The following is a 23,037-nucleotide window of genomic DNA, read 5'->3' as shown; positions in this document are numbered from 1 at the left end:
TTCATAATGGAAAAGAACGGTAATCTCTTATAAAAGTTAATCCAATGGCTTTTCCTTTTGCTCCTTGTAATTTTTCATTTGGTGGAGCAGATTTTTTTTGACACCATGCCATTCTTGGTTTATGATGGAAAATACTACTGTGTCCCGATAGGTCCCGTCTGCATTGAGGCGGTCGTTTCTTAAGATTCCGTCTTGCTTAGCGCCCAATCGGGCGATGGCATTTCTGGAAGCTTGATTGAACCAATCGGTTTTGAATTGGACACAGATACAGCCCATTTTTTCAAAAGCATGGCTAAGCATAAGCAATTTGCATTCTCTGTTGATACCTGTTCGTTGGGCGCTTTTGGCGTACCAGGTAAATCCAATTTCCAGCCTTTTGTGCTCTTTAGCGACATTACAGTACCTAGTGGAGCCTACGATCTTTCCAGTTAGGTTATCAATGATGACAAAAGGCTGACTGGCTTTGGCTGCTTTTTGCTGAAGGGCCTGGGCAATGTATTCGTCAATCGTCTCCGGTGAAGGCACTGAGGTATACCATAGTTCCCAGAGCTTGCCATCAGATGCTGCATCAATAAGTGCATCGCGGTGGGATTTCTCTAAGGGTACCAGCCTGGCGATTTCGCCTTTCAGCTCGATATTTTGTAGCCAGCTATTTTTCATGGTTCGTAGGATATAGGTGATTCTAAATGAATTATGATGGACAAGTATTTTGACTTTGCTTGTTAAATGCAGCGTAATTTGCCCACTATAATTCATCTAGAGCCGTAAAGATTTTGCCAGCACGAATTTAAAAAATTATCCATTTGATTCTCCGTTTAGTCGACAGTTTAGTTGCACGGGAATGGAACAGATTGTGATTTTCCTGTATAAATTGGTGGATTCGGAAATACCCGTCCCCCCAGCTGACCAAACATCCAAACAAATCGGTTCTATATGATTTACTATGGGTAAACTGAGCGCTAGCGGGCTATGGAGATCGAAGCATCGCGTGGACGGATGAATTTGGGTGCCCATGCTCCTGATGCAGTCGATAATGATATATGTTTTCCTTGCCCATGGTCAGTACCTACGGCACTGTTAGGATGCTGTATCCAATTTCTGTTACCAAGCTAATGCTCCTAACGGAGCATCCCTGCTTACACTTCTGCCGGCTAAAATAGTGAGAAGGGAGTCCTGGCCAATGCCACTAGGCATTTAAGCCTGAAAAAATAAGACAGAAAGGTTACTGGCCACCTTCCATTTTGATTGCCGGAATTTTCATAATGTTGCTATTTTCTGGGTTGACTTATTTGGATGATGTGAATAGGGTTGGTTTGAAGGTGATCATGGTCCAAGCCCAGTTTTGGATGTGGGTACGGTCTCCACCACGAATGGACTCCATGGTGTCTGTAGCGAACATCTGGGAATAGCCGATGTTCCAGGTGACAGCCTCGGCCAGTTTGATGCCATAAACAAGGTCAATTTCAGTTCCCATGGCCTTGGTAAGCTCTTCACCTGCCCCATCATATTGGGTGGAACCGGTAAAAAACTGGTGTAAGTGTCCCTGGAGGTTTCCTTTGCCGATTTTCCATTTGGTCTTTAGGTAGATGTCATTGACTCCTACTGCTCCATTGGCAGGGCCTACGAAGTAGTAATCCATAAAACCATTAAAGGCGTGGTTGGTGCCAAAATCAGGATTGAAGTTGGTGTTTTTCCCGTCTGTGAGATCACCATCACCAGAGATGTATTCTACACCGATAGTGAGCGGGGTTACTGCAGTAGGAATGGTGGCATTGACGCCGGCCAGGAAGGCACTGACATCATTGGTCCCTTGTTTGCCGGATTGGTAATAGAAGTCACCAGCCACGGCCACCTTGCCAATGTTTACATTTGGGATAAAACCAAAGGTTTGTTTATTGGAAACGGTACTATCTGCATTTTGATAGCCTGCATTGTGCACCAATAACGAAAATCCTCCCGCTTCATAATTCTTGTGAAACCAAGCATATTGCATGGTCTTGTAATTCCCTGATACACTATAAAAATTGGCCCCGTCACCTTGGAGAAAACCAGGCTCTGGCACATCATTATCTTGATTATAGGCCAAGCCAACGTGTAGCTGTATTCCTTTTGGCTCGCTATCATAGATGAACAAAAGTGCGTCGTGCCTTCTACCCTGCTGTGCCCACTCCAGGCCACCAAGGAAACGCTGGTTATCATAAGAGAGGATTTGGCGACCTACCTTTACAGAAAATTCAGGCTTGAAAAAGTATTGGCCCCAAGCTTCACTGAGGAAAGTATTGCCGGGTTCTTCCTTGAAGATTTGGGTGGTTTCGCCCCAAATGCGTACGTCCTGAAATGCCAACTTAAAAACAAAGTCGCTATTGGTGTAGTCCAAGTACAGCCTTGATCGTTGCTCTGTAAAGAACGCGGGATCCTTGCTATCGTCCGTGAGCGTTTTGAAGCCATTTCGAAATTCAGATCTGGGTCGTACCTCAGCAGATATGCGGATTTGGGCCATGGTTTGGGTCACCAATAAAGTACATAAAATGATGGTCAGGAGATAAATCTTTTTCATTGGGTTGTTTTATAGTGGTATGTTATAAATAAGTATTATTACGTATTTTATTACAAAAATAAGCCACGTATTACAGTGCTTCTATACATTAATACAGCATAGCGCTTCTTTTTTACATAGCACGTTGTTTCTATGGCATAAGAACTCTTTATTTCTTGTAAATGACCGTTTACAAGAAATATTGGTACAAGTGCAGTGATCTACTGTGTGTGTTTCCATACGCGTAACTGAATATACGTAAATATACGTATTTTATATTAAAAATGGTAATGAACTGCTTTTGAAACAATTTGCAGGTCGCCACACTTCTGCTCCGCGGCGTAGATAGGCTAATGCATATTTCGAGGTGAAAGAATCCGACTGGCCCTTGTGGGTTTCCGAAGCATAACATTTACTTTTGGGACATGATTGATTTTGATTTTGCACCAAAGAGCTACTTTGATGGAACAGGCCCTTCAGCACTGCTGGCAAAGCTTTCATATCCCGAAAGCCAATGGGGAGAGGAAATCAGCATTTATGCAGCACCGCTGGACGGAAAGATTTATTTTGAGGTGGTGGATTTCTATGGTAATGAGTTTGCCGTAAAGCCTGAAAGATCCAACCATCCCCTGAGCCTTCAGGAGTTTATCGTTCTAATAGAAACCTTAGAAGTAATGGATCAAGGTTCAAAAGGAGACATGAATATGACGCTTTCTGGTATTCCGGAAGCAAAAAGCAATGTATACCCCCAGTTGGAGTCATATTTCATGGAAAAACGTAAAAACTTCGGAATGCTCTGATCATCAGAAGTCCCAAATGGTTGAGGCGGTTCCATTTTGGACATGATTGGTCTGAAACCAGTACTCATACGTTTCAAATTCAATGCAATCCTGAAGTTCCATTCCCTGATAGGTCATTTGCTTGATGCTGGAGCCCGGCAAAAAACTTCTCAGGTCATTGGCTTGGTCGATGGTCAACTGCGAAAGTTGCACGATGCGCTTGTTATCGATCAGAATAGGTACAAGTTTTATCATAGTAATTGGATTTCTATCATTAAAGAAACTATATAAAATCAAATTATTGATTAACAACAGATTACATTACTGTTAATTTAGCCAACAACTTTTCCAAACCTTTGTTCTATGACCAACCTTATTCTTGTCATTCTTTGCCTGATCATAGGAATCCTGCTCCAACGCGTAAAGGAACTGCCAGACAATGCGCCAAAGTCCCTGAACACTTATTTGATTTATATTGTATTGCCAGCATTGGCATTGCTTCATATTCCCGAGACGGAACTTTCCATTGGATTGCTACTCCCTGTGCTGACAGCTTGGATAAGTTTTGGTCTATCGTGGATGATTTTTGGTACCGTCGGGAAGAAATTGGGCTGGAGCAAAACCACCACTGGCTGCCTCATCATCGTGCCCGGACTGGCCAATACATCATTTATCGGCTTTCCGATCATCGAAGCCCTTTATGGAGCTGAAGGACTAAAGATTGCCCTTTTGGTGGATCAGGCTGGCTCCTTTATCATTGTGAGCAGCATAGCGATTATCGTGGCATCGATCTATGGTGATGGTAAAAAGCGCAAGCGGGACATCACCAGAAAAATCCTGACCTTTCCACCTTTTTTGTTTTTCCTGATTGCTATTGCCATGAACCTTGGGCAGGTTAGCCTGACAGGCATTCCGCACGAGATATTGGCCGCATTTGCCTCCACCCTCACTCCCATCGCCCTGATTGCTGTGGGACTTCAGGTAAAGATCAATGCCCAGACGCTTTCCTCAAGAAATCTTTGGTATGGTTTGGGCTATAAACTGTTCTTTATACCGGTGCTGATTTTCTTGGTTTACCGGTGGATCTTCAGCCCAGAAGATATCCTGTATAAGGTCAGCGTCATGGAAACTGCCATGGCCCCCATGATTACCGGCTCGATCATCGCGATTAACCATGACCTTAATCCCAAGCTTGCCTCCTTGCTGGTGGGGATCGGAATCCCGCTTTCCTTTGTTACATTGATAGGCTGGTATTACCTGGTAGGATAGGAAATTCGAAGATCGAGCAGCAATCTTTCTATCATATTTTAACCTATACACCAATCAGCATACGTTACCTTTAATGCTTGCCAATGATAGTTTGGCAAAAACTTCGATTACTAAAATGTATCTTTATAACGCATTCCAAAGATTATTCCATCGATGATTGAAAAATGCGGGATTTTTTTAATTATTTTCATACGAACGTTGATTCACATTCAAAATTGTTCGTATCTTTGACGGGCAAATAGGGTTCCTTAACCAAATTTGCCATGAATCTAAACACCGATAAATTCCTCTTTGAAGCACTTACCTACGATGATGTGCTTCTGGTGCCGGGATACTCAGAAGTATTGCCGCGAGACACCAACACTTCCACTCAACTTACAAAGAAAATCCGGCTGAACATTCCTTTGGTTTCTGCAGCTATGGATACCGTCACCGAGGCCGAACTGGCAATTGCCATTGCGCTTGAAGGTGGATTGGGTTTTATCCATAAGAACATGACCATCGATCAGCAAGCTGCCCAGGTACGCAAGGTGAAGCGTTCCCAAAGCGGTATGATCTTGGATCCGATTACTCTTCTAGTGGATGCCAAAGTAAAGGATGCTGAAACCATCATGCGAGAATACCACATCGGTGGTATCCCCGTGGTGGACAACGAAAGAACCTTAAAAGGCATCATCACCAACAGGGACTTGCGCTTCATCAAGGATCAGCAGCGACCTGTGAAAGAGATCATGACCGTCCAAAACCTGATCACTGCCAAAGCTGGTATTACCCTGGAGCAGGCCGAGGAAATTCTCCAAGAGTACAAAATCGAAAAACTTCCGATCGTAGATGAGGAATACAGACTGACTGGCCTCATCACCTATAAGGATATCCTGAAAAGGAAGGACAAGCCAAATGCCTGTAAAGATGAATATGGCAGATTGAGAGTAGGTGCTGCAGTGGGTGTTACCGCTGATATCGTGGATCGTGTGCAGGCCCTTAAGGATGCTGGTGTAGACGTAGTATCCATCGACACGGCCCATGGCCACTCCAAAGGAGTGATCGAAACATGTAAAAAAATCAAAGAAACGTTCCCAGAGCTTGAGGTGATCGTGGGTAATATCGCCACGCCGGAAGCAGCACTTGCACTGGCTGAAGCGGGTGCCGATGCCGTGAAAGTGGGCGTTGGACCAGGAAGTATCTGTACCACGAGGGTGATCGCCGGCGTGGGGGTACCGCAGCTATCAGCCGTATTCGAGTGTGCCAAAGCGCTCAAGGGATCCGGTGTTCCGATCATCGCGGATGGTGGGATCCGCTATTCCGGAGACTTGGTGAAAGCCGTAGCTGCAGGTGCGAGCTCTATCATGATCGGTTCGTTGCTCGCAGGTACCGAAGAAGCACCTGGTGAAATGATCATCTATCAAGGCCGTAAGTTCAAGACTTACCGGGGAATGGGCTCACTGGAAGCCATGGAGTCTGGCTCCAAAGACCGATACTTCCAAGATGCCGAGGACAATATCAAAAAGCTGGTTCCTGAAGGCATCGTAGGACGAGTAGCCTTTAAGGGCCTGGTTTCTGAAGTGCTTTACCAATTGGTAGGTGGACTTCAGGCAGGCATGGGCTATTGCGGTACCAATACGGTAGAAGACTTACAGGAAAATGGCAAGTTTGTGAAAATCACTGCTGCAGGTGTCCACGAATCCCACCCACATGATGTAAGCGTGACCCGAGAAGCGCCAAACTACAGCTTGAAAGGATAAAAATATAAGATATTATGGCAAAGGGGCTATCCAAAATTGGATAGCCTTTTTTAGTTTTTAACTTCGAATACTTCATGGCGGGAAGAAAAAATACCGTCATACGAGGAAGTATAGCCTGTCCCGAGCTATCGGGAACGTGGCAATCCCGTATTAAGAAAACGAGATTGCTTCACTCCGTTGCTCTGCATTCGCAATGACGGATTTATACTGATTTTATAATCTACACATTACTATTGCTAAATTACAAGAGAAATATGCTTACCAAAACCATCTGGAAATCTCTCATCTTCCAGAAATATTGCTTGGTGACTTCCCGTCTTTGTGGCTTCCATTGCTAATGCCACGGAGGCGCTAAGGCACAAATAAGTTTAATTGAATTTTGGACACAGCGGAAACATTGAGACAAATACATGCCAAATGGTCAACGCCTAAGGTACTGAAAGCACGTATAAGTCGATAAGGGGAATATAACCCTACAGCTATGTGATTACCCCAAACCTTCCAATATTCCAACCTCAATCCCTTCCTTTTCACGGTTTTTTACCGTTATTTCGGGGCATGGATTGGCAGTGGATAATCAATAGTTTTATAGAGGGCCTTCAGCAAATGAGCTGGTTAGAGGCATTTGCGGTGACTTTTGGCATTGCCAGTGTCTTTTTCTCCATGAAGGAAAATATCCTGGTATATCCGACAGGTATCATCAGCACTTTGATCTATGTGTGGATTTGCCTCCAGGTAAAACTCTATGCGGACATGGGTATCAATGCCTATTACTTCTCCATGTCCATTTATGGCTGGTACGTCTGGACGCACCCGAAGCCTGGAAAGTCGGTCTTGCCCGTGACTTGGCTTAAGTGGAAAGGGTGGTTATATGCCATTGTTCTCTTGATCGTTTCTTATGGTGTACTGTACTTTGTATTATCTACCTACACAGATAGCGATGTGCCATATTGGGATTCGTTTACTACTTCCTCGGCCTTCGTGGGCATGTACCTGATGGCCAAAAAGAAAGTAGAAAATTGGATTGCCTGGATTATTACCGACTTGGTTTCTGTGCCCCTTTACTTTTACAAAGGACTGATCCTTACGTCTTTTCAGTTTTTGTTTTTTACGGTATTGGCCATCATAGGGCTGATCGCATGGATAAAATCCGCAAAAAATTATGCCCAATCAGCCTAAAAAAATCGTCATCATTGGTCCGGAATCTACCGGTAAAAGTACGCTTTCAGCGGCATTGGCAGCACATTTTGGCGAGCCATGGGTGGAGGAATATGCCCGTAAGTATATTCAGCAGCTGGATAGGGATTATCACTTTGACGACCTTTTGGAAATCGCCAAAGGCCAAATCCAGTTGGAGGACGTAATGGCAAAACAGGCTGAGGCATTGCTTTTTTGTGATACCGATCTTCACGTCATCCATGTCTGGAGTGAGCACAAATACCAGAAAACTGCCGATTGGATATTAGAACAAATGGCGCGGCGGAAGTATGACCTTTACCTGCTGACCGACATTGATATCCCATGGGAGGAAGATCCACTGCGGGAGCATCCCGATCCCGAAATGAGAACGTTTTTTTATCATTGGTATGATAGACTGATGCACACTGCTGATGCACCTGTGGTAGCAATTTCCGGCAGTTTGGACGAGCGCTTGACCAAATCGATAAAAGCTATTGAGGACTATTTGGGGAAGACCGCTGGCAATCAATAATGCATAAGCGTTATGGTTCGATCTGTAAGTTTTTTAGAAAATCGACCAGCGCAGTCTGGCCATCTGGATCGGCATCCCATTTTGGGCCAATATAGAGTTCATTCCTCACCAAAAATTTGATGTAATATTTGACGACAATCCTGTCCGGGCTTGCAAGGCCTGAAGGATTGAGCCCCATGCTTTCCATAAGGTCAGCTTCCCTTCCCTCCACTCGTGTCAGCACAAACTGGACACGGTCATCGATCAACTGTTCATCAGAGCGGATTTCGGTAAGAAATTCCGTTTGGTGCGGATAGTATTGATCAAAAATACGTTCTAAATTGGCTTTCTCTGCCTTTTGGGCCGCAAGAGCTTCCTCTTCGGACTTACCATAAAGGTCATAGCGGTATCTGGATAGTAGCGCGGTTTCCCCGCTGGCTCCGGATAGCGGAATACCCAACTTGAATATATCCAGGTTTAACGGATTTTTGGCGACGAAACGTGCGGAAACCGGAATATTACTGGCTGCAGTGCTATTGGCCGCCTGTCCACCACCAACGAGGGGTGATAAGAAAGTAGGCACTTCCAAGGGCATTAGGTTTTTACTACGAGTACCTTTACCTGCTGCGACCAAGCTTTCTTTTAGTGTTTCGATATCACGTGAATGTAAGCTCCAAGGATTCGCCGTATTGATGATGGCTTCATTTCCCGAATATTCCAGGATATTCACATAGAAATCACCGTTGCCGGTACGGGTTAGGATGAGGATATTTTTAATTAACCGCTGGCTGAAAGTTTTGGCATAGGCACCTTGGATCTCCTCAGACAGGGTGACCTCTTCGAGTTCAAAGTAGGCTACCGGATCCCCTCCAGCTTCTACCAAAGCAGGATGAACTTCCTTTGCGATACCTTCCCACTGCATGATTGGCCGGGCACCCGGCGCATTGGAGATAAAAACGATGGCCTTTCCATCCAAAAACTGTGGAGGCAGCTGACTTTGGCAGAAAGTTTGAAATGAGACTATAAAAAAGGAAATCAGAATCAAAAGCGATTTTACGCCTATAGCCAATAATTCGCTATATTGCATGAAACTTGTCCTTGATTTTTTGAGCATATTTGTCAGCAAATGTACGTTTAGAAATTCATGGAGGCTTCACCAGCGTTTGACCTTTCCAAAAGACTAAATTAGTATTTTCATTGATATACTTTATCCTTAGCTATGCATAATCCCATGAGAATGCCAAAAATCATCATTTTGATGCTCTTTATCCTCAGTCCTTTGTGCGTGTCCGGTCAGAAAATCGACCGTTCACAGTTGATGGAGGATTTCCAGTTCCTGGCTTCTGATGCATTGGCAGGAAGGGCACCCTTGACGGAAGGTAGCATGAAGGCCCGTGCGCTGATCAAAAGCCGTTTTGAAGCCCTCGGCTTGACCAGTCAATATGATGATTATACCCAGCTTTTTAGCTTTGGTGATGAAACCAAAATTGAAAATGCCGCCAATATTGTGGGCTTTGTGCCTGGTACCGTTTCCGGGAAAATCATCGTGATCACCGCCCATTATGATCATTTGGGAGTAAAGGATGGCAAAATCTATAATGGTGCGGATGACAATGGCTCGGGAACGGCTGCGCTGTTGGCGATGGCGGCCTATTTTGCTGAAAACCGGCCGATGCATTCCATGATCTTCGCTGCCCTGGATGCCGAAGAAATGGGCCTCCAGGGTGCCAAGGCCTTGGTGAGGGATTTTCCATTTCCGTTGGATCAGATCATCTTAAATGTGAACATGGACATGATCAGTAGAAGTGATAAGAATGAAATCTACGCTTGTGGGACCCATCATTACCCGCAGCTCAAACCCATACTGGAGAATGCGGCCGAACATTCCAAAGTCCAATTAAAATTTGGCCATGACCTTCCTGGGACGGGTCATGATGATTGGACCAGTGCTTCTGACCATGCTCCCTTCCACGCTAAAGGCATCCCATTTATTTATTTTGGTGTGGAGGACCATCCGGATTATCATCGTGACACCGACACGTTTGACAAGGTCAATCAGGATTTTTATTTTCATGTAGTCCAATTGATCCTCAACAGTGTGGCTCATCTAGATCAGGAGATTAATTAAAATTTCTAATAATTAATACATCTTAAATTAATATATTGACGATTAGTTTTCTGCTAATCGTTTTTTTATGCCCAAACAGCGAATCCTTGCCCTTGATGTTTTTCGAGGAATCACCATATTTGCCATGATTTTGGTAAATAATCCCGGTTCATGGTCCCATGTTTACTCCCCCATGCTGCATGCCAAGTGGCACGGCTGTACGCCTACTGACCTGATATTTCCCTTTTTCCTGTTTATTGTCGGTGTGGCCATTGAACTCTCCATGGGAGGGCAGCTCCGCAAGGGAACCCCTAAAAGCACGCTTGTCAAAAAATCGCTGATCAGGTCACTTAAGCTGATCGGCCTGGGCTTACTGCTGACGGCATTTCCATACTTTGACTTGGCCAATCTTCGATTTCCAGGGGTACTTCAGCGTATTGGCGTGGTTTACTTTATCAGCACGGTGATGTACTTGTATATGTCACCAAGGGCATTGGTGATTTCATCCAGTGCGATCCTGATTGGTTATTGGCTGTGTATGACATTGATCCCCGTACCGGGAATGGGCGCTGCTAACCTTGAACCGGGCACAAACCTCGCCGCTTGGATAGACCAGCAGGTACTCACTGGGCATATGTGGTCCCAGACCAAAACTTGGGATCCGGAAGGACTATTTTCTACGTTGCCAGCCATCGTCACCTGTCTCCTGGGCGTAGCCTGTGGGAAGATCCTCACGGGATACACGTCCGATAAAGACCGCTTGACCAAATGGGGATTGGCCGGAACAGCACTCCTGATCGGGGGACTTGGATGGTCACTTTTCTTTCCGCTAAATAAGGCACTATGGACCAGTTCTTTTGTGCTTTATACCGCAGGATGGGCATTTTTGGGACTGGCAGCCTGCTATTGGATCTTGGATGTCAAGGGCTGGAAAAAATGGTCCGTACCCTTCGTTATTTATGGGATGAATGCCATTACGGTGTTTTTCCTTTCGGGCGTTATTGCCAAATTGTTTGGACTGATAAAAGTTAGCTGGGAAGGAGAAGCCGTTAGTTTGAAGTTTTTCTTGCAAGAAGCCCTTTTCAATGGCTGGCTTACACCAAAAAATGCCTCACTCGCCGGTGCCTTCCTCATGATGGTCATACTCTTTATACCTGCCTATTTTATGTGGAAAAAGAATATTGTTATAAAGGTATAGATGTTTGAAAGTGTCAAGGTTAAGAGGTTGGAAAGCTTAAAAAATCTGAACGATCATTCCGTCCAGCTCATCGGATAGTTTTTATCCACAAACTGGAGGGCGTCTTGGGTGGGCTGGAGAGACCGAAAGGTATCCAGCATGACGGCTGTTTCTTCCGTTTTGGTAGCGCCAATACTTTTTTCGACCAAGCCTGGATGCGGACCATGTGGAAGGCCGCCCATGTGAAGCGTAAAGGATCCAGCTTGGATGCCCTTTCTGCTCATAAACTCGCCATCCACATAGTAGAGCACCTCATCCGAATCGATATTGGAGTGATTATAGGGTGCAGGAATAGACTGTGGATGATAATCAAAGAGCCGGGGTACAAAGGAGCAAATCACAAAGCCTGCAGACTGAAAAGTCTGATGTACGGGTGGTGGCTGGTGGATACGGCCTGTAATTGGTTCAAAATCATGGATACTCAAGGCGTAGGGATATAAGTAACCATCCCATCCCACCACGTCCAGTGGACTATGCCTGTAAAAATAGGGATAAAGATGACCGTTCTTTTTGATCTGAACGAGATAGTCGCCCTGTTCTTTCTCTATCACCAACTTATCCGGCACACGAATATCCCGTTCACAGTAAGGTGAGTGCTCCAGCAGCTGGCCCACTTCATTACGGTATCTTCGGACGGTTTCTATCGGGCTTGAAGCTTCAATGACGAGCAGCCTAACTTTTCCTTTTTTCCATTCAAACCGGTAAATGGTCGTTCTGGGGATCACCACATAATCACCCGCTTTCACTTCTAGTCTACCAAATTGTGACAAGAGCATTCCTTTTCCCTCGTGTATAAAAATCACCTCATCGCCGTCAGCGTTTTTGAAGTAATAGTCCATTTTTTGATTTTCTGGAATGCAAATTCCCATCATCACATCGGGATTCTTGAGCAGCATCTTTCGGGCAGTTAGATAATCACTGCCTGTAGAGGTGACCTTGGAAGTATTGAGGTGGGTTTGCCGTAAGCCGTAGTCACTGGCGATTTCCCAGGAATAGATCTGTGGCTTGCCTATCGAGCTCACACGGTTGGGATTATGGATATGGTACATGGTGGAGTATATCCCTGAAAATCCTTTGGAGCTCACCAGTTCCTCTTTGTAGAGGCTACCGTCCGGTTGCCGGAATTGGGTGTGTCTTTTCGGAGGGAATTCACCAAGTCGATGATAAAATGCCATGGCTTTTGGGTTTATATGTCTTTTACAATTTACGAAATTTTGATCACCTACATTATTTGCGTCCTGATTTTATCATTCCTTGACCACTTATGTAATATATCGTAAAATCTCCCCTCATTCCGAACAAAAATTCCATTCCAATCCTTCTTTCCATTACTAATTATCTGGTTAATTTTACTTTATGAGACTTTTACATTGCACCTTGATTCTTCTATTGCTCAGTGTATTTGCAACAACGGCAATTGGACAGACTTCCCTGACCATTATCGATGCTGAAAGCGGTGATTTTATTCCTTCGGTTGTTGTTAATATAGCTGATGGACGACGATATCTCTCAGATGAAAGGGGGCATGTTTCACTTGATCTAATAGAAAAAACGAATGGCCTGTTTACGCATATTGCCTATGAGCCGCTGCGGACTGTCGTGAATCCGAATAGCTCTATCACTATAAAACTGGAGAAAAAGACCAATAATCTTTCAGAGGTGACCATTACGTCTTTCGAATCGGAAAGGTCACTGATGGAGCAGGCCGCTGCTGTCAGTAAAGTAGATCAAGCAGAACTTTATCGCTTCAATGAAACCTCTCTTGTCAATGCTTTTAACACCAAAGCAGGAATCCGATTAGAAGAACGCGCCCCAGGAAGCTACCGGGTATCCATTAGGGGGAGTTCGCTCAGGGCACCTTTTGGTGTGCGAAATGTAAAAATCTATTGGGACGGCATTCCGTTTACAGCTCCAGATGGCACCACTGCACTAAATCTCCTTGACCTTACGAACATCCAAGGTGCAGAAGTCATCAAAGGTCCAGCTGGGAGCATTTATGGAGCCGGGAATGGCGGGGTGATCTCCTTTACTCCAGAAAAGATCGACCAAAATAAAGCGGAAGCCTCCATGATGGGCGGAAGCTACGGACTCGTAAAATACCGTGTAGGAGTGGACCAAATGCTGGAAAGCGGCAGCCTTTCGGCCAGTTATGTCAAGCAACAATCCGACGGATATCGTGATCACAGCGCACTGGACAGGAGTGTCTTTCAGCTGCAAGGAAGGTTTGAGCCATCCGATCGACAGCGCATTTCCACACGGCTATTGTACTCGGACCTGTTTTATGAAATCCCCGGCGGACTGACCGCAGAGCAAGTGGCTGAAAATCCCCGTCAAGCCAGACCGGGTTCTGCTACACAAAATGCCTCAATCAAGCAAAAAACCTTGTATGGCACGTTCGTTCATGACTATGAATTTAACGACCACTGGAGCAACCACACCACTGTGTATATCCAAACCACTGATTTCGAAAACCCATTCAACCTGGATTATAAAAAAGAAACACAATACGGGTATGGTGCCAGGACCAGGTTTACACTGAACGACCAGTGGGGCACATTCCCTGTGCGGCTGCTTTTTGGAGGAGAATACCAATTTGCCAATACCGGTGCACAGAACTTTGGTAATAGGAATGGCCAGGCAGACACCATTCGCTTTGCGGATGATCTGATCACCACACAAGGTTTTATTTTCCAGCAAATAGAGATCAATTGGACACCTTCTTTGCTTATGACCTTAGGCGTAAGCGAGAATTTTTCACGATATGATATCAGCAGGACCGTAGACGCCAGCACTGGAGATCCGTATGCCGCAGAACGGACTTTTGATCCGGTAATAGTGCCCAGAATTGGGCTTTCTGGGAAGTTGACAGACTATTCTTCCATATATGGCAGCATCAGCTCCGGCTTTTCTCCGCCGACCATCGACGAAGTACGTACCAATGAAGGCAGCATCAACTTGGACTTGCAAGCAGAAAAAGGGATCAATTATGAAGTAGGTTACCGCGGTGAGTATTTGGACGGAAAGGTACAGCTGGACGCCAGTGCCTTTTTCTTTAAGTTGGACGAAACGATCACCACCTACACCAATGAACAAGGTGTGGTCCTTTTTCGAAATGCCGGCGCCACTGACCAAAAAGGCATCGAAGCACAATTGGATTACTTTCTGCTCAGAAATCCCGCAGGACTGATCCAAGAGCTAAAAATGGGCCATGCGTATTCATATCATCACTTCCGCTTTAAGGATTATGTAAATGACGGAGAAGACTTTTCGGGAAATGCCCTGACTGGCGTACCGCAAAATAATCTGGTAAATAAACTGGATCTCATTACACGAACTGGCATATACCTCAACCTCACATATCAATGGGTGGATGAGATCCCCCTTACGGATGACAATACCATGATCCAAGATCCCTACCAACTAATGAATGCACGTCTAGGATGGCGCAAAAATCTAGGCAGCGCATGGCAACTGGAACTGTTTGGAGGGGTGGATAATCTGCTGAACGAGCAATACAGCCTCGGAAATGATCTCAATGCCTTTGGTGGGCGTTACTTCCAGCCTGCTGCAGACAGGAATTATTATGGGGGTATCAAAGTGAAAATGAGGTATTGAAACGTGAAAAGGCGGTTTTTAAACATTGGCATACGAGTAAAGAATTTGCTTTCGAACAAAATTCGTCAAAATCTACCCCTAAAGGGGACTTTCTGATCACCCCTTCAGAGGAAAGGTAGATTTAGGAAATCCAAAAAATCTTCTCTCTTTCCATTTAAACCTACTTTTCAGCGTATGTGAAATTTAGTCGGACGACAGTAGTTTTTAAATAGAAATTATCATGAGGAGCAGGATTCTTACTCGCTGGAGGGGAAGCAAGTGTAAAAAAAACAGCCCCGAAGCGTCCGTTTGATGCCAAAACCGGGTAAGTACGATACGACAATCTTACTTTCAGACTTCACTTCGCTGATGCTGTGTTCGCAATGTAATAGAATAATTGAACAGACGAACCCAAGTTATTTAAGGCATTCACCTCACCGAAATATCGTATTTATCCAATAATCCTGTCACGTTGGAAAGGGAAAATTTTGCCTTTTTGATCTGGTTACTTTCTGGGTCAATCGAAAAGTTTTCCGCAGTACTAAAATCCACTTTTTCCAAACAGGCCCCATCGAACACTGCATGGAACAGGTCACAGCCATCAAAAGTGGAAGCTGTCAAATCCACCTCCACAAATTCCACTTCATGCATCCTGCAGGACTTAAATTTAGTCTGTTTCAGTTTCAGGCCATAAAAGGATGAAAAGTCTAGCTGGCAATCGGTAAATGTTATGGTCAACAAAAAGGGATTGCACTTGTCAAATCGCAGCCCCAGCAGTTTACAAGTGGAAAATTCAATATCCCTAAGGCTGGTATTTTGCAGTTGGGCATTGCTCAAGTCACAACGTTCGAAGTTACATTCTGAAAAAACCACGTCACGAAGATCCGATCCAGCAAAAGTGCATCCCACAAAAGTGCACTCCTCATATTCACCCGTAGTAAACGACAATCTGAAATCTTCGTCTCGAAATTCCTTACCATCAAAATAGGCTGTTTTCATGCCCGAATTTAATAAAATTACGAGGTCTAAAGAACCTTCTCTCCTATCATTCCCACCATAAAGCCCAAACAAGCTCCTAAGGCTCCCCAATGGTGGTGCTTCATTCTACTATTCGGGACAATATCCTGAAAGAGCAGGTATAAAATCCCTCCACTGGCAAAAACCATCAGGTGTGCCGTGACACCTGGATAATCCCTGAGCATGAAATGACCGATCAAGGCGCCCGCGATTCCTGCGAAACTAAGCAAAAACATCAGCACAAGCGTTTTCTTTACGGTAAAGCCACTTACCACCATGTCCCGAAATGAGTTAAACGCCTCAGGAAGGTTTTGCAGACCAATGAAAATGGCCAAGAGCGTTCCAGTCGAAGGATCACTTGCAAACAAGGCCCCCAACGCAATCGACTCAGGCACAAAGTCCATTAACATCGCCAAAAGTTGCGACATTTTACCACCCTTTTGCTCCAGGTTCTTGTCGATCAAAAAGAAAATCACCGAGCCAAGACCAAAAGAAAGCAACATCGGCCACAAGCTGAGTTCTTCCAGGCCTTTTGGCACCAACACCAGTGCTACAGCAGACAGGATTATCCCACCTCCAAAGGCAATGGCTGCATGTGAAATCTCATACTTTACTACCCTTTTTTTAATGTGATTATTGAACGCATTGCCCAATAGGCCTCCGATAAAAACCGTAATGCCTGAAAAACCAGCATATATCAAAATTTTACTTATCGTATCCATCTTTTGTCTTTTAAAATCGCTCACAGATTCCTCGGTTCTTTTCACTAAGGAATATTCTCTAACACTTATCCCCTAATCAATATAAGCATTCACGGTGATTTTTCCCCAAACGATGCATCATCCACCATTACTTAACCCAGGTTCATTGATCAGGATGGGTTTGTTTTGGAAATTTGTACTTCATTGAAAATGAATCGATATGATACCATTATATGTACTGCTAACCAGTTTTTCTCTTTCGGTCATAGTGTTATATCTATGGCGGAAAAAACCGAACTGGCCATTGGCAGGAAGGGTGGCCATTAGCACAATGTTGGTCTTTACTGCCATTGGCCATCTGATGTTTACGGCCGGAATGGCCAAGATGATTCCCGACTTCATCCCTTCCAAAACTGCTGTGGTTTATTTTACTGGATTGATTGAAATAGCCGCAGCCTTTGGGATCCATCTTCGCACTGTAAGAAAAATGACGGGCATATTAGTGTGCGTATTCTTCATATTAATCCTGCCTGCTAATATCAACGCTTCCATGGATCAGTTAAATTATAAAACAGGGCAATACAACGGGCCTGGCTTAACATACCTTTGGTTCAGAATTCCCTTTCAGCTGTTCCTTATCGGATGGACATTTTGGTGTGTTATCAGCAAAAAGTAATCGATGGTTCTAAAAATTACTAAATACATTTATTATACGTAATTTTACCAGTAAAGGGTAATAATTACATTTTAATGAAATTGAACCTATATTTACACTAATAAAATGATTGGTGACATCTATCGGTAACAGTTAAATTTAACCTCGTTTCGAAGGGTGATAAAAAGAAACTGGTATCGCCACAGTTTTCATCGGTGAAGGATAAAGGCGAAAAACCAGTTTGGCTACAGCAAAAAACAGCCCCATAATGGAAAAATATGGGCTCCAACCGGAGCCTGACAAAGGGAGCTATTTACTGTTCCATTTAGAAAAAGCTATTAACTTATGAATGAAAAAATCAAATGTGTATTGCTGATTGACGATGATGAACCGACCAATTATATCAATGAGATAATTCTCAAGCGAACAGGATATGTCGATAAAATAGTGACCGTCCAAAGTGGGATGGCTGCTCTGGAGTACCTAAAAAGTGTTGATGAAAATGAAAATCCTCGACCCGAACTCATTTTCTTGGATATCAATATGCCGGGTATCAGTGGCTGGGACTTTTTGGAGGAATATAAAAAGCTTCCCCCGCACCAAAAAGCCAAAAACGTCGTCGTAATGCTTACTAAGAGCATAAATCTTGATGATGACGAAAAATCAAAAACCTATCAAGAAATCAGTGAATACCGCAGTAAACCACTCACCCAAGATAAAATCAGTGATATCATAGAAAAACATTTTTCGAATAAATAATCGAAAAATAGAATTCTCCACTAAGCAATTTCACCTAACTTTAAGTGAAACCCCTCTAGTGAAGGTATGACAGAAAAAGAAAAAATGCTCGCTGGCCAGCTTTACAATACGCTCGATCCCGAACTGATCGCGCAATACCACAAGGCCAGAAAACTGATCAAGATTTACAATGCCCTTGATTCCGAAAACATGGATGAAAGAAATACCATTCTCATCAGTCTTTTGGGCAAAAAAGGGAAAAATGTCTGGATAGAAGCACCATTCTACTGTGATTATGGTGAAAATATCCGTATCGGTGAAGAGACATTTGTAAACATGAACTGTACCTTTTTGGATGATAATTTGATCAAAATAGGAAAAAATGGCCTGATCGCTCCCGGGGTACAAATTTACACTGCTAACCATCCATTAAAAGCCTCTGAAAGAATTAAAAGCCCGCCGGACAGGAAAGAAGGCGAACCCATCTACCGTACCTGCAGCAAGCCCGTGACGATAGGCGATAATGTTTGGATCGGAGGAAATGTCTGCATCATGCCCGGGGTAAATATTGGTGACAATGTGACCATTGGTGCCGGCTCGGTGGTGACCAAAGATATACCCAGTAATGTGCTGGCCTTTGGCAATCCCTGTAAAGTGGTAAAGGACATTTTATAAATGTTGTTCTCATAGATTTCTAGTTTTCTCGAGAAAGCCTATATCGTTAATTTTAGCTAACGAAATGTATATATTTGTTCATTAATTGACAAAATATGTCATCATACTGAAAAATGTGTTAAGTATTATTTAAAAGTCAACTAATCAATTTTACCTGAAATATGTGGATTTTTAGAGTTTAAAAATGATATAAGTGTACCTCTCCCCAATAGCTTCACCGTTCATCGCTTCATTAACAGAATATTTTGTATCTTACATCTGAACCAACACTTTTATTGTTAAACGGATTATGAAAAAAAGAATCAAACGTTTTGGTGTAGTACAGACTGCCTCCATGTTCGCCATTGTTTATTTTGTATTTATGGCGATTATTATGATACCCTTCGGACTCATAATGACCGTAGTCGGGTTAAGCGGGTTTTCAGATCACAGCCATTTTCTTAATGGATTCGGTGCAGGAGGCATCTTCTTCGTGTTTTTGCCATTTATTTACGCCGGAATTGCCTTTGTGATGACAGCCATTGGTTGTCTGGTTTATAACCTCGCCGCAAAATGGATCGGGGGAATTGAAGTTGAAATCGATGATCAGGCAGAAGTAGCCAATAATCCATTTCAATAAGATGAATGCATATCATGCCACATCCTTTTTGGGATGTAGAACCTATAAAGTAGCAACTAAATTGGTGAAGGGAAATGACTCTTTATCGTTTGGACAAGATCCCAAACGAAGGGTTTAGAAATTACCTTGTCAGCCTTTCCTGTACCCATGCGTTTTTAGAAAGTCGAAAATTTTGTCCTATGCTTTACCAGCAGCGTAAAACTTTCACAAAGAACCCATAGCCGACATTGAAACTGATCACGATAGACACACTGGATAATGCTGTAAAGGCCCACTTGATAAAGTCCAAACTGGAAAGCGAAGGCATTCCCACATTTTTACATGATGAAGGAATGGTAACATTATACCCTGTTATGAGTCCGGCCCTGGGTGGCATCAAATTAAAAGTGCCACAACACAAGGCAGAGGAGGCCATGGCAATCCTCCGTAAATTTGACCATCAACCGGTCAAAGATGATAAAGGCGATATCGTCAAATGCTCTCATTGCGGATCGGAGCATCTGATAGCTGAAACTTCGTCATGGCGGGATTCTAAAGGGATATTCTCCATGCTATTAGCCCTGTTCTTTTTAGTGCTCCCTATCTATCTTAAAACAGTCTATCGCTGCTTGGATTGTAACAAACTGACAGACAAGGATTAATAATCAGCTTTATTTTGTATACTTATCTCAATCATCTGCTTAAAACCAACTGTTATGTGCCTTAGACCAACATCATTCCTCCTTCTGCTTTTATTTTCCTGCACCACTCCCAAAGACTTTGATATCATCATCCGGAATGGTGAAATTATCGATGGTAGCGGAAAACCTGCATTTATGGCCGATATCGGTATAAATGCGGACACCATAGCAGCCATCGATGATCTATCTGATCAGGCCGCAAGTCATGAAATCGATGCCAAAGGACTGATAGTGGCCCCGGGCTTTATCAATATGCTCAGCTGGGCCGTGGAATCGCTGATCGAGGATGGCCGCTCCATGAGTGATATCAAACAGGGCGTGACCTTGGAAGTTTTTGGTGAAGGAAGCTCTTGGGGACCGCTGACACCTGCTACCCGAAGAGAGATGAAGGAAGATCAAGGCAAAATCACCTATGATATCCCTTGGACCACTTTGGGCGAATATCTTGAATTTCTAGAAAGTAAAGGTGTCTCCACTAATATAGCCTCCTTCGTAGGAGCGACCACCTTGCGGGTCAATACGGTCGGCTATGAAGACCGCGCTCCCACTCCGGAAGAGCTGGACTCCATGAAAATGATGGTCCGCCAGGCCATGGAAGAAGGTGCCCTGGGCATTGGGTCATCCCTGATCTACGCTCCGGCTTTTTATTCCTCCACGGAAGAGCTGATCGCCCTCTGCCAAGTAGCTTCGGAGTATGATGGCATGTATATCTCGCATTTACGGAGTGAAGGAAACAAACTGTTGGAGAGCTTAGATGAATTGATAAAAATCGCAAATGAATCGGGAATAAGAGCAGAAGTTTACCACCTTAAGCAGAGCGGTTCGGCAAACTGGAGCAAGCTGGATGCGGTGATCAGCAAGATCGATTCCGCCAGAAGTGTCGGCCTCGACATCACCACGGACATGTACACTTACACCGCCGGGGCAACCGGCCTGGATGCCGCCATGCCGCCTTGGGTACAAGAGGGGGGCTATGACGCCTGGGCAGAGCGGCTACAACAACCGGAAATCAGGAAAAAAGTCCTACAAGAAATGAAAAGCCCAGCCATCACTTGGGAAAGCCTTATGCAAGCTGCCGGTTCAGCAGAAAAGATGATCTTGGTAGGCTTTAAAAATGACAGCCTGAAACACCTCACGGGCAAAACCCTGGCAGAAGTGTCAAAACTAAGAGGTAAATCCCCTGAAGAAACGGCCATGGATCTCGTAGTGGAAGACGGCAGCCGTGTAGGAACGGTCTATTTTCTGATGGATGAAAAAAATGTCCAAAAACAACTCCAGCTTCCTTGGATGAGCTTCGGCTCTGATGCCCAATCGATGGCGGCAGAAGGAGTATTTCTCCAATCCAGCACGCATCCCAGGGCTTACGGGAATTTTGCCAGATTGCTTGGCAAATACGTCAGGGAGGAAAAGGTAATTCCCCTCCAAGAGGCCATCTATAAACTCACGCATTTACCGGCCAGTAACCTTAAAATCAAAAAAAGAGGACTTTTAAAAGAAGGATACTATGCCGATTTGGCTATTTTTGACAAAGAAAAAATCCGTGACCGGGCAACTTTTGACCAGCCACATCAGTATGCAGAAGGAATGGTACATGTTCTGGTAAATGGCCAACAGGTGCTTCGCCATGGAGAACATACTGGAGCCTTCCCCGGCAGAGTCGTCCGCGGCCCAGGCTGGAGGGGACACCATTAGTATTCGGTAATCAGTAAGAAAGTTGCGCTTTCCATTACCCATTTGTAAAACTTCTCATCCATCTTGGATCAAAGCAGTCAATGAAAAATAACTACCAGATCATCCCCATACGTCCAGAAGATACTTGGGACCTCCGTCACCGTGTGATGTGGCCAGATCAGCCAATTGACTATGTAAAACTCGAAGAAGATCACCATGGCCAACATTTTGGCTTGATCCAGGAAGATAAACTCATCACAGTCATCTCCGTATTTATAAAAGACGACCAAGCCCAGTTTAGAAAATTTGCCACCGAAATATCCCTGCAGGGCAAAGGCCTGGGAAGTATCTTGCTCCAGCATGCAATTTCCCGTTTGGAAAAAGAAGGCATCCATCGTATCTGGTGCAATGCACGCGCGGATAAAACCGCTTTCTACGAAAAATTTGGGTTTCAAAGAACCCTCCAAACCTTTGTCAAAGGAGGAATTGACTACGTCATTATGGAAAAAACAACTGTGCAAATTTCAGAAAACCGGAATTTTACCATAGAAGACCTACTGCCACTCTACCAAAAAAACCAATGGAGTTCCGCAAATATGCCTGACGTTCTCTACAATGGCCTTACCCATTCTGATAGTTTGGTCACCGCTTGGGAAAACGACCAGTTGGTGGGATTGGGCAATGCCATTTCTGATGGGTATTTGGTGGTTTATTTTCCGCATTTATTGGTATTGCCCAGTCACCAATGCAAAGGAATCGGCCGCAAAATCATGGAAAGGATGCTCGAAAAATATGCGGGATTCCACATGCAAATGCTCACAGCTGAGGTCGACGCAGTATCATTTTACGAAAAAATTGGCTTTGAACATGCCGGAAAAACGGTACCGATGTGGAAATACGAGGGAAAGGAACACTGAGGGTTTAATGAAAATCAGATAATCGAGGCCTAAGTGATGGATTTGTTGATTTCTAATAAAAGCAGTGAGATCAATATAGCAGCAAACCTGCGGCTGCTCTTGAAGCAGTTGCAGATCGTAATACCTGTGCGCTCCCGAAATAGTCCGGGACAGACTGTGGCGTAGATAGGCTAATGCATATTTCGAGTTCAATGCCGTTTAGTTAACGTATGTCCCCGATAGTCATGCGGGGCAGGCTATCCTGATCCCAACAGATCGGGAAAGGATCTTTTAAACCATTATGTATTGTATGAGAGAGAGATTCCCTCGCTGCGGCGAGATGACAGCGTTGTCACTGTCCGCTCTTATCTAAACGGCATTGATTTCGGGTTTAAAGCACATTCTATTAAGTATCACACAAGGTTATTGCT

General features: G+C 44.2%; 22 protein-coding genes. 15 read left to right on the top strand and 7 right to left on the bottom strand.

The annotated features are described in order from the left end of the window. Positions 1 to 36: 36 nt before the first annotated feature. Together FKX85_RS05335 and FKX85_RS05330 are read right to left on the bottom strand one after the other, a co-directional pair. The gene (locus FKX85_RS05335; protein WP_141613741.1) at positions 37 to 660 is read right to left on the bottom strand and encodes a GNAT family N-acetyltransferase; all 624 of its coding nucleotides are present in this window, start codon (positions 658 to 660) and stop codon (positions 37 to 39) included. 625 nt (positions 661 to 1,285) lie between these two features. Then, positions 1,286 to 2,557 (bottom strand): alginate export family protein, encoded by a 1,272-nt coding sequence (locus tag FKX85_RS05330; protein WP_141613740.1) that lies wholly within the window; start codon positions 2,555 to 2,557, stop codon positions 1,286 to 1,288. A gap of 404 nt (positions 2,558 to 2,961) precedes the next feature. Between FKX85_RS05330 and FKX85_RS05325 the strand changes: the two genes are divergently transcribed. Next, complete coding sequence (locus FKX85_RS05325; protein WP_141613739.1) at positions 2,962 to 3,336, top strand: UDP-glucuronosyltransferase; 375 nt, start codon at positions 2,962 to 2,964, stop codon at positions 3,334 to 3,336. Between the two features lie 3 nt (positions 3,337 to 3,339). Here the strand turns inward: FKX85_RS05325 and FKX85_RS05320 are convergent, their stop codons facing one another. Beyond that, positions 3,340 to 3,570 (bottom strand): hypothetical protein, encoded by a 231-nt coding sequence (locus tag FKX85_RS05320; protein WP_141613738.1) that lies wholly within the window; start codon positions 3,568 to 3,570, stop codon positions 3,340 to 3,342. Positions 3,571 to 3,678: 108 nt separating this feature from the next. On the opposite strand from FKX85_RS05320, the gene FKX85_RS05315 reads away from it, so the two are divergent. From FKX85_RS05315 to FKX85_RS05300, 4 genes are all read left to right on the top strand, one after another. Further along, on the top strand, positions 3,679 to 4,584 hold the full coding sequence (locus FKX85_RS05315) for an AEC family transporter (protein ID WP_141613737.1): 906 nt from the start codon (positions 3,679 to 3,681) through the stop codon (positions 4,582 to 4,584). A gap of 263 nt (positions 4,585 to 4,847) precedes the next feature. Then, positions 4,848 to 6,326 carry an IMP dehydrogenase gene (gene guaB, locus FKX85_RS05310; protein WP_141613736.1) on the top strand — a complete coding sequence of 493 codons (1,479 nt, stop codon included), beginning with the start codon at positions 4,848 to 4,850 and terminating at the stop codon, positions 6,324 to 6,326. A gap of 558 nt (positions 6,327 to 6,884) precedes the next feature. Further along, positions 6,885 to 7,505, top strand: coding sequence for a nicotinamide riboside transporter PnuC (pnuC, locus tag FKX85_RS05305; protein WP_141616708.1), 621 nt, complete (start codon positions 6,885 to 6,887; stop codon positions 7,503 to 7,505). After that, positions 7,489 to 8,037 (top strand): AAA family ATPase, encoded by a 549-nt coding sequence (locus tag FKX85_RS05300; RefSeq protein WP_141613735.1) that lies wholly within the window; start codon positions 7,489 to 7,491, stop codon positions 8,035 to 8,037. The genes pnuC and FKX85_RS05300 overlap by 17 nt, the downstream gene beginning before the upstream one ends. A 10-nt stretch (positions 8,038 to 8,047) precedes the next feature. On the opposite strand, the gene FKX85_RS05295 is transcribed toward FKX85_RS05300, so the two are convergent. Beyond that, entirely contained in the window at positions 8,048 to 9,103 is a 1,056-nt protein-coding gene (locus tag FKX85_RS05295; protein WP_141613734.1) for an NTPase, read from the bottom strand. Positions 9,104 to 9,253: 150 nt separating this feature from the next. Between FKX85_RS05295 and FKX85_RS05290 the strand changes: the two genes are divergently transcribed. Further along, positions 9,254 to 10,144, top strand: coding sequence for a M28 family peptidase (locus tag FKX85_RS05290; protein WP_141613733.1), 891 nt, complete (start codon positions 9,254 to 9,256; stop codon positions 10,142 to 10,144). A gap of 67 nt (positions 10,145 to 10,211) precedes the next feature. Further along, positions 10,212 to 11,321 carry an acyltransferase family protein gene (locus FKX85_RS05285; protein ID WP_141613732.1) on the top strand — a complete coding sequence of 370 codons (1,110 nt, stop codon included), beginning with the start codon at positions 10,212 to 10,214 and terminating at the stop codon, positions 11,319 to 11,321. A 53-nt stretch (positions 11,322 to 11,374) separates the two neighbouring features. On the opposite strand, the gene FKX85_RS05280 is transcribed toward FKX85_RS05285, so the two are convergent. Next, positions 11,375 to 12,535 carry a homogentisate 1,2-dioxygenase gene (locus tag FKX85_RS05280; protein WP_141613731.1) on the bottom strand — a complete coding sequence of 387 codons (1,161 nt, stop codon included), beginning with the start codon at positions 12,533 to 12,535 and terminating at the stop codon, positions 11,375 to 11,377. Between the two features lie 181 nt (positions 12,536 to 12,716). Between FKX85_RS05280 and FKX85_RS05275 the strand changes: the two genes are divergently transcribed. Beyond that, the gene (locus FKX85_RS05275; protein WP_141613730.1) at positions 12,717 to 14,975 is read left to right on the top strand and encodes a TonB-dependent receptor family protein; all 2,259 of its coding nucleotides are present in this window, start codon (positions 12,717 to 12,719) and stop codon (positions 14,973 to 14,975) included. A gap of 408 nt (positions 14,976 to 15,383) precedes the next feature. On the opposite strand, the gene FKX85_RS05270 is transcribed toward FKX85_RS05275, so the two are convergent. Both FKX85_RS05270 and FKX85_RS05265 read right to left on the bottom strand, forming a co-directional pair. Further along, positions 15,384 to 15,953 carry a pentapeptide repeat-containing protein gene (locus tag FKX85_RS05270; RefSeq protein ID WP_141613729.1) on the bottom strand — a complete coding sequence of 190 codons (570 nt, stop codon included), beginning with the start codon at positions 15,951 to 15,953 and terminating at the stop codon, positions 15,384 to 15,386. A gap of 26 nt (positions 15,954 to 15,979) precedes the next feature. After that, positions 15,980 to 16,693, bottom strand: a complete 714-nt coding sequence (locus tag FKX85_RS05265) for a ZIP family metal transporter (protein WP_141613728.1) — start codon at positions 16,691 to 16,693, stop codon at positions 15,980 to 15,982. 199 nt (positions 16,694 to 16,892) lie between these two features. Between FKX85_RS05265 and FKX85_RS05260 the strand changes: the two genes are divergently transcribed. From FKX85_RS05260 to FKX85_RS21625, 7 genes are all read left to right on the top strand, one after another. Next, positions 16,893 to 17,348, top strand: coding sequence for a DoxX family protein (locus FKX85_RS05260; protein ID WP_141613727.1), 456 nt, complete (start codon positions 16,893 to 16,895; stop codon positions 17,346 to 17,348). 324 nt (positions 17,349 to 17,672) lie between these two features. Beyond that, the gene (locus tag FKX85_RS05255) at positions 17,673 to 18,086 is read left to right on the top strand and encodes a response regulator (protein WP_141613726.1); all 414 of its coding nucleotides are present in this window, start codon (positions 17,673 to 17,675) and stop codon (positions 18,084 to 18,086) included. A gap of 66 nt (positions 18,087 to 18,152) precedes the next feature. Continuing rightward, entirely contained in the window at positions 18,153 to 18,740 is a 588-nt protein-coding gene (locus FKX85_RS05250; protein WP_141613725.1) for a sugar O-acetyltransferase, read from the top strand. Positions 18,741 to 19,029: 289 nt separating this feature from the next. Further along, the gene (locus tag FKX85_RS05245; RefSeq protein ID WP_141613724.1) at positions 19,030 to 19,359 is read left to right on the top strand and encodes a hypothetical protein; all 330 of its coding nucleotides are present in this window, start codon (positions 19,030 to 19,032) and stop codon (positions 19,357 to 19,359) included. Between the two features lie 227 nt (positions 19,360 to 19,586). Next, on the top strand, positions 19,587 to 20,000 hold the full coding sequence (locus FKX85_RS05240) for a putative signal transducing protein (protein WP_141613723.1): 414 nt from the start codon (positions 19,587 to 19,589) through the stop codon (positions 19,998 to 20,000). Positions 20,001 to 20,054: 54 nt separating this feature from the next. Further along, positions 20,055 to 21,731, top strand: coding sequence for an N-acyl-D-amino-acid deacylase family protein (locus FKX85_RS05235; protein WP_141613722.1), 1,677 nt, complete (start codon positions 20,055 to 20,057; stop codon positions 21,729 to 21,731). Positions 21,732 to 21,811: 80 nt separating this feature from the next. Next, a complete protein-coding gene (locus FKX85_RS21625; RefSeq protein ID WP_229239776.1) occupies positions 21,812 to 22,627 on the top strand; it encodes a GNAT family N-acetyltransferase in 816 nt (271 codons plus the stop codon). Positions 22,628 to 23,037: the final 410 nt, after the last annotated feature.

The sequence above is a fragment of the Echinicola soli genome (assembly GCF_006575665.1).
Lineage (GTDB): Bacteria > Bacteroidota > Bacteroidia > Cytophagales > Cyclobacteriaceae > Echinicola > Echinicola soli.
This window is presented reverse-complemented; position numbering and strand designations above follow the sequence as displayed.

Coding starts and splice junctions, on each gene's coding strand:
- FKX85_RS05335 (WP_141613741.1), bottom strand. CDS start 660: ATGAAAAATAGCTGGCTACAAAATATCGAGCTGAAAGGCGAAATCGCC.
- FKX85_RS05330 (WP_141613740.1), bottom strand. CDS start 2,557: ATGAAAAAGATTTATCTCCTGACCATCATTTTATGTACTTTATTGGTG.
- FKX85_RS05325 (WP_141613739.1), top strand. CDS start 2,962: ATGATTGATTTTGATTTTGCACCAAAGAGCTACTTTGATGGAACAGGC.
- FKX85_RS05320 (WP_141613738.1), bottom strand. CDS start 3,570: ATGATAAAACTTGTACCTATTCTGATCGATAACAAGCGCATCGTGCAA.
- FKX85_RS05315 (WP_141613737.1), top strand. CDS start 3,679: ATGACCAACCTTATTCTTGTCATTCTTTGCCTGATCATAGGAATCCTG.
- guaB (WP_141613736.1), top strand. CDS start 4,848: ATGAATCTAAACACCGATAAATTCCTCTTTGAAGCACTTACCTACGAT.
- pnuC (WP_141616708.1), top strand. CDS start 6,885: ATGGATTGGCAGTGGATAATCAATAGTTTTATAGAGGGCCTTCAGCAA.
- FKX85_RS05300 (WP_141613735.1), top strand. CDS start 7,489: ATGCCCAATCAGCCTAAAAAAATCGTCATCATTGGTCCGGAATCTACC.
- FKX85_RS05295 (WP_141613734.1), bottom strand. CDS start 9,103: ATGCAATATAGCGAATTATTGGCTATAGGCGTAAAATCGCTTTTGATT.
- FKX85_RS05290 (WP_141613733.1), top strand. CDS start 9,254: ATGCCAAAAATCATCATTTTGATGCTCTTTATCCTCAGTCCTTTGTGC.
- FKX85_RS05285 (WP_141613732.1), top strand. CDS start 10,212: ATGCCCAAACAGCGAATCCTTGCCCTTGATGTTTTTCGAGGAATCACC.
- FKX85_RS05280 (WP_141613731.1), bottom strand. CDS start 12,535: ATGGCATTTTATCATCGACTTGGTGAATTCCCTCCGAAAAGACACACC.
- FKX85_RS05275 (WP_141613730.1), top strand. CDS start 12,717: ATGAGACTTTTACATTGCACCTTGATTCTTCTATTGCTCAGTGTATTT.
- FKX85_RS05270 (WP_141613729.1), bottom strand. CDS start 15,953: ATGAAAACAGCCTATTTTGATGGTAAGGAATTTCGAGACGAAGATTTC.
- FKX85_RS05265 (WP_141613728.1), bottom strand. CDS start 16,693: ATGGATACGATAAGTAAAATTTTGATATATGCTGGTTTTTCAGGCATT.
- FKX85_RS05260 (WP_141613727.1), top strand. CDS start 16,893: ATGATACCATTATATGTACTGCTAACCAGTTTTTCTCTTTCGGTCATA.
- FKX85_RS05255 (WP_141613726.1), top strand. CDS start 17,673: ATGAATGAAAAAATCAAATGTGTATTGCTGATTGACGATGATGAACCG.
- FKX85_RS05250 (WP_141613725.1), top strand. CDS start 18,153: ATGACAGAAAAAGAAAAAATGCTCGCTGGCCAGCTTTACAATACGCTC.
- FKX85_RS05245 (WP_141613724.1), top strand. CDS start 19,030: ATGAAAAAAAGAATCAAACGTTTTGGTGTAGTACAGACTGCCTCCATG.
- FKX85_RS05235 (WP_141613722.1), top strand. CDS start 20,055: ATGTGCCTTAGACCAACATCATTCCTCCTTCTGCTTTTATTTTCCTGC.
- FKX85_RS21625 (WP_229239776.1), top strand. CDS start 21,812: ATGAAAAATAACTACCAGATCATCCCCATACGTCCAGAAGATACTTGG.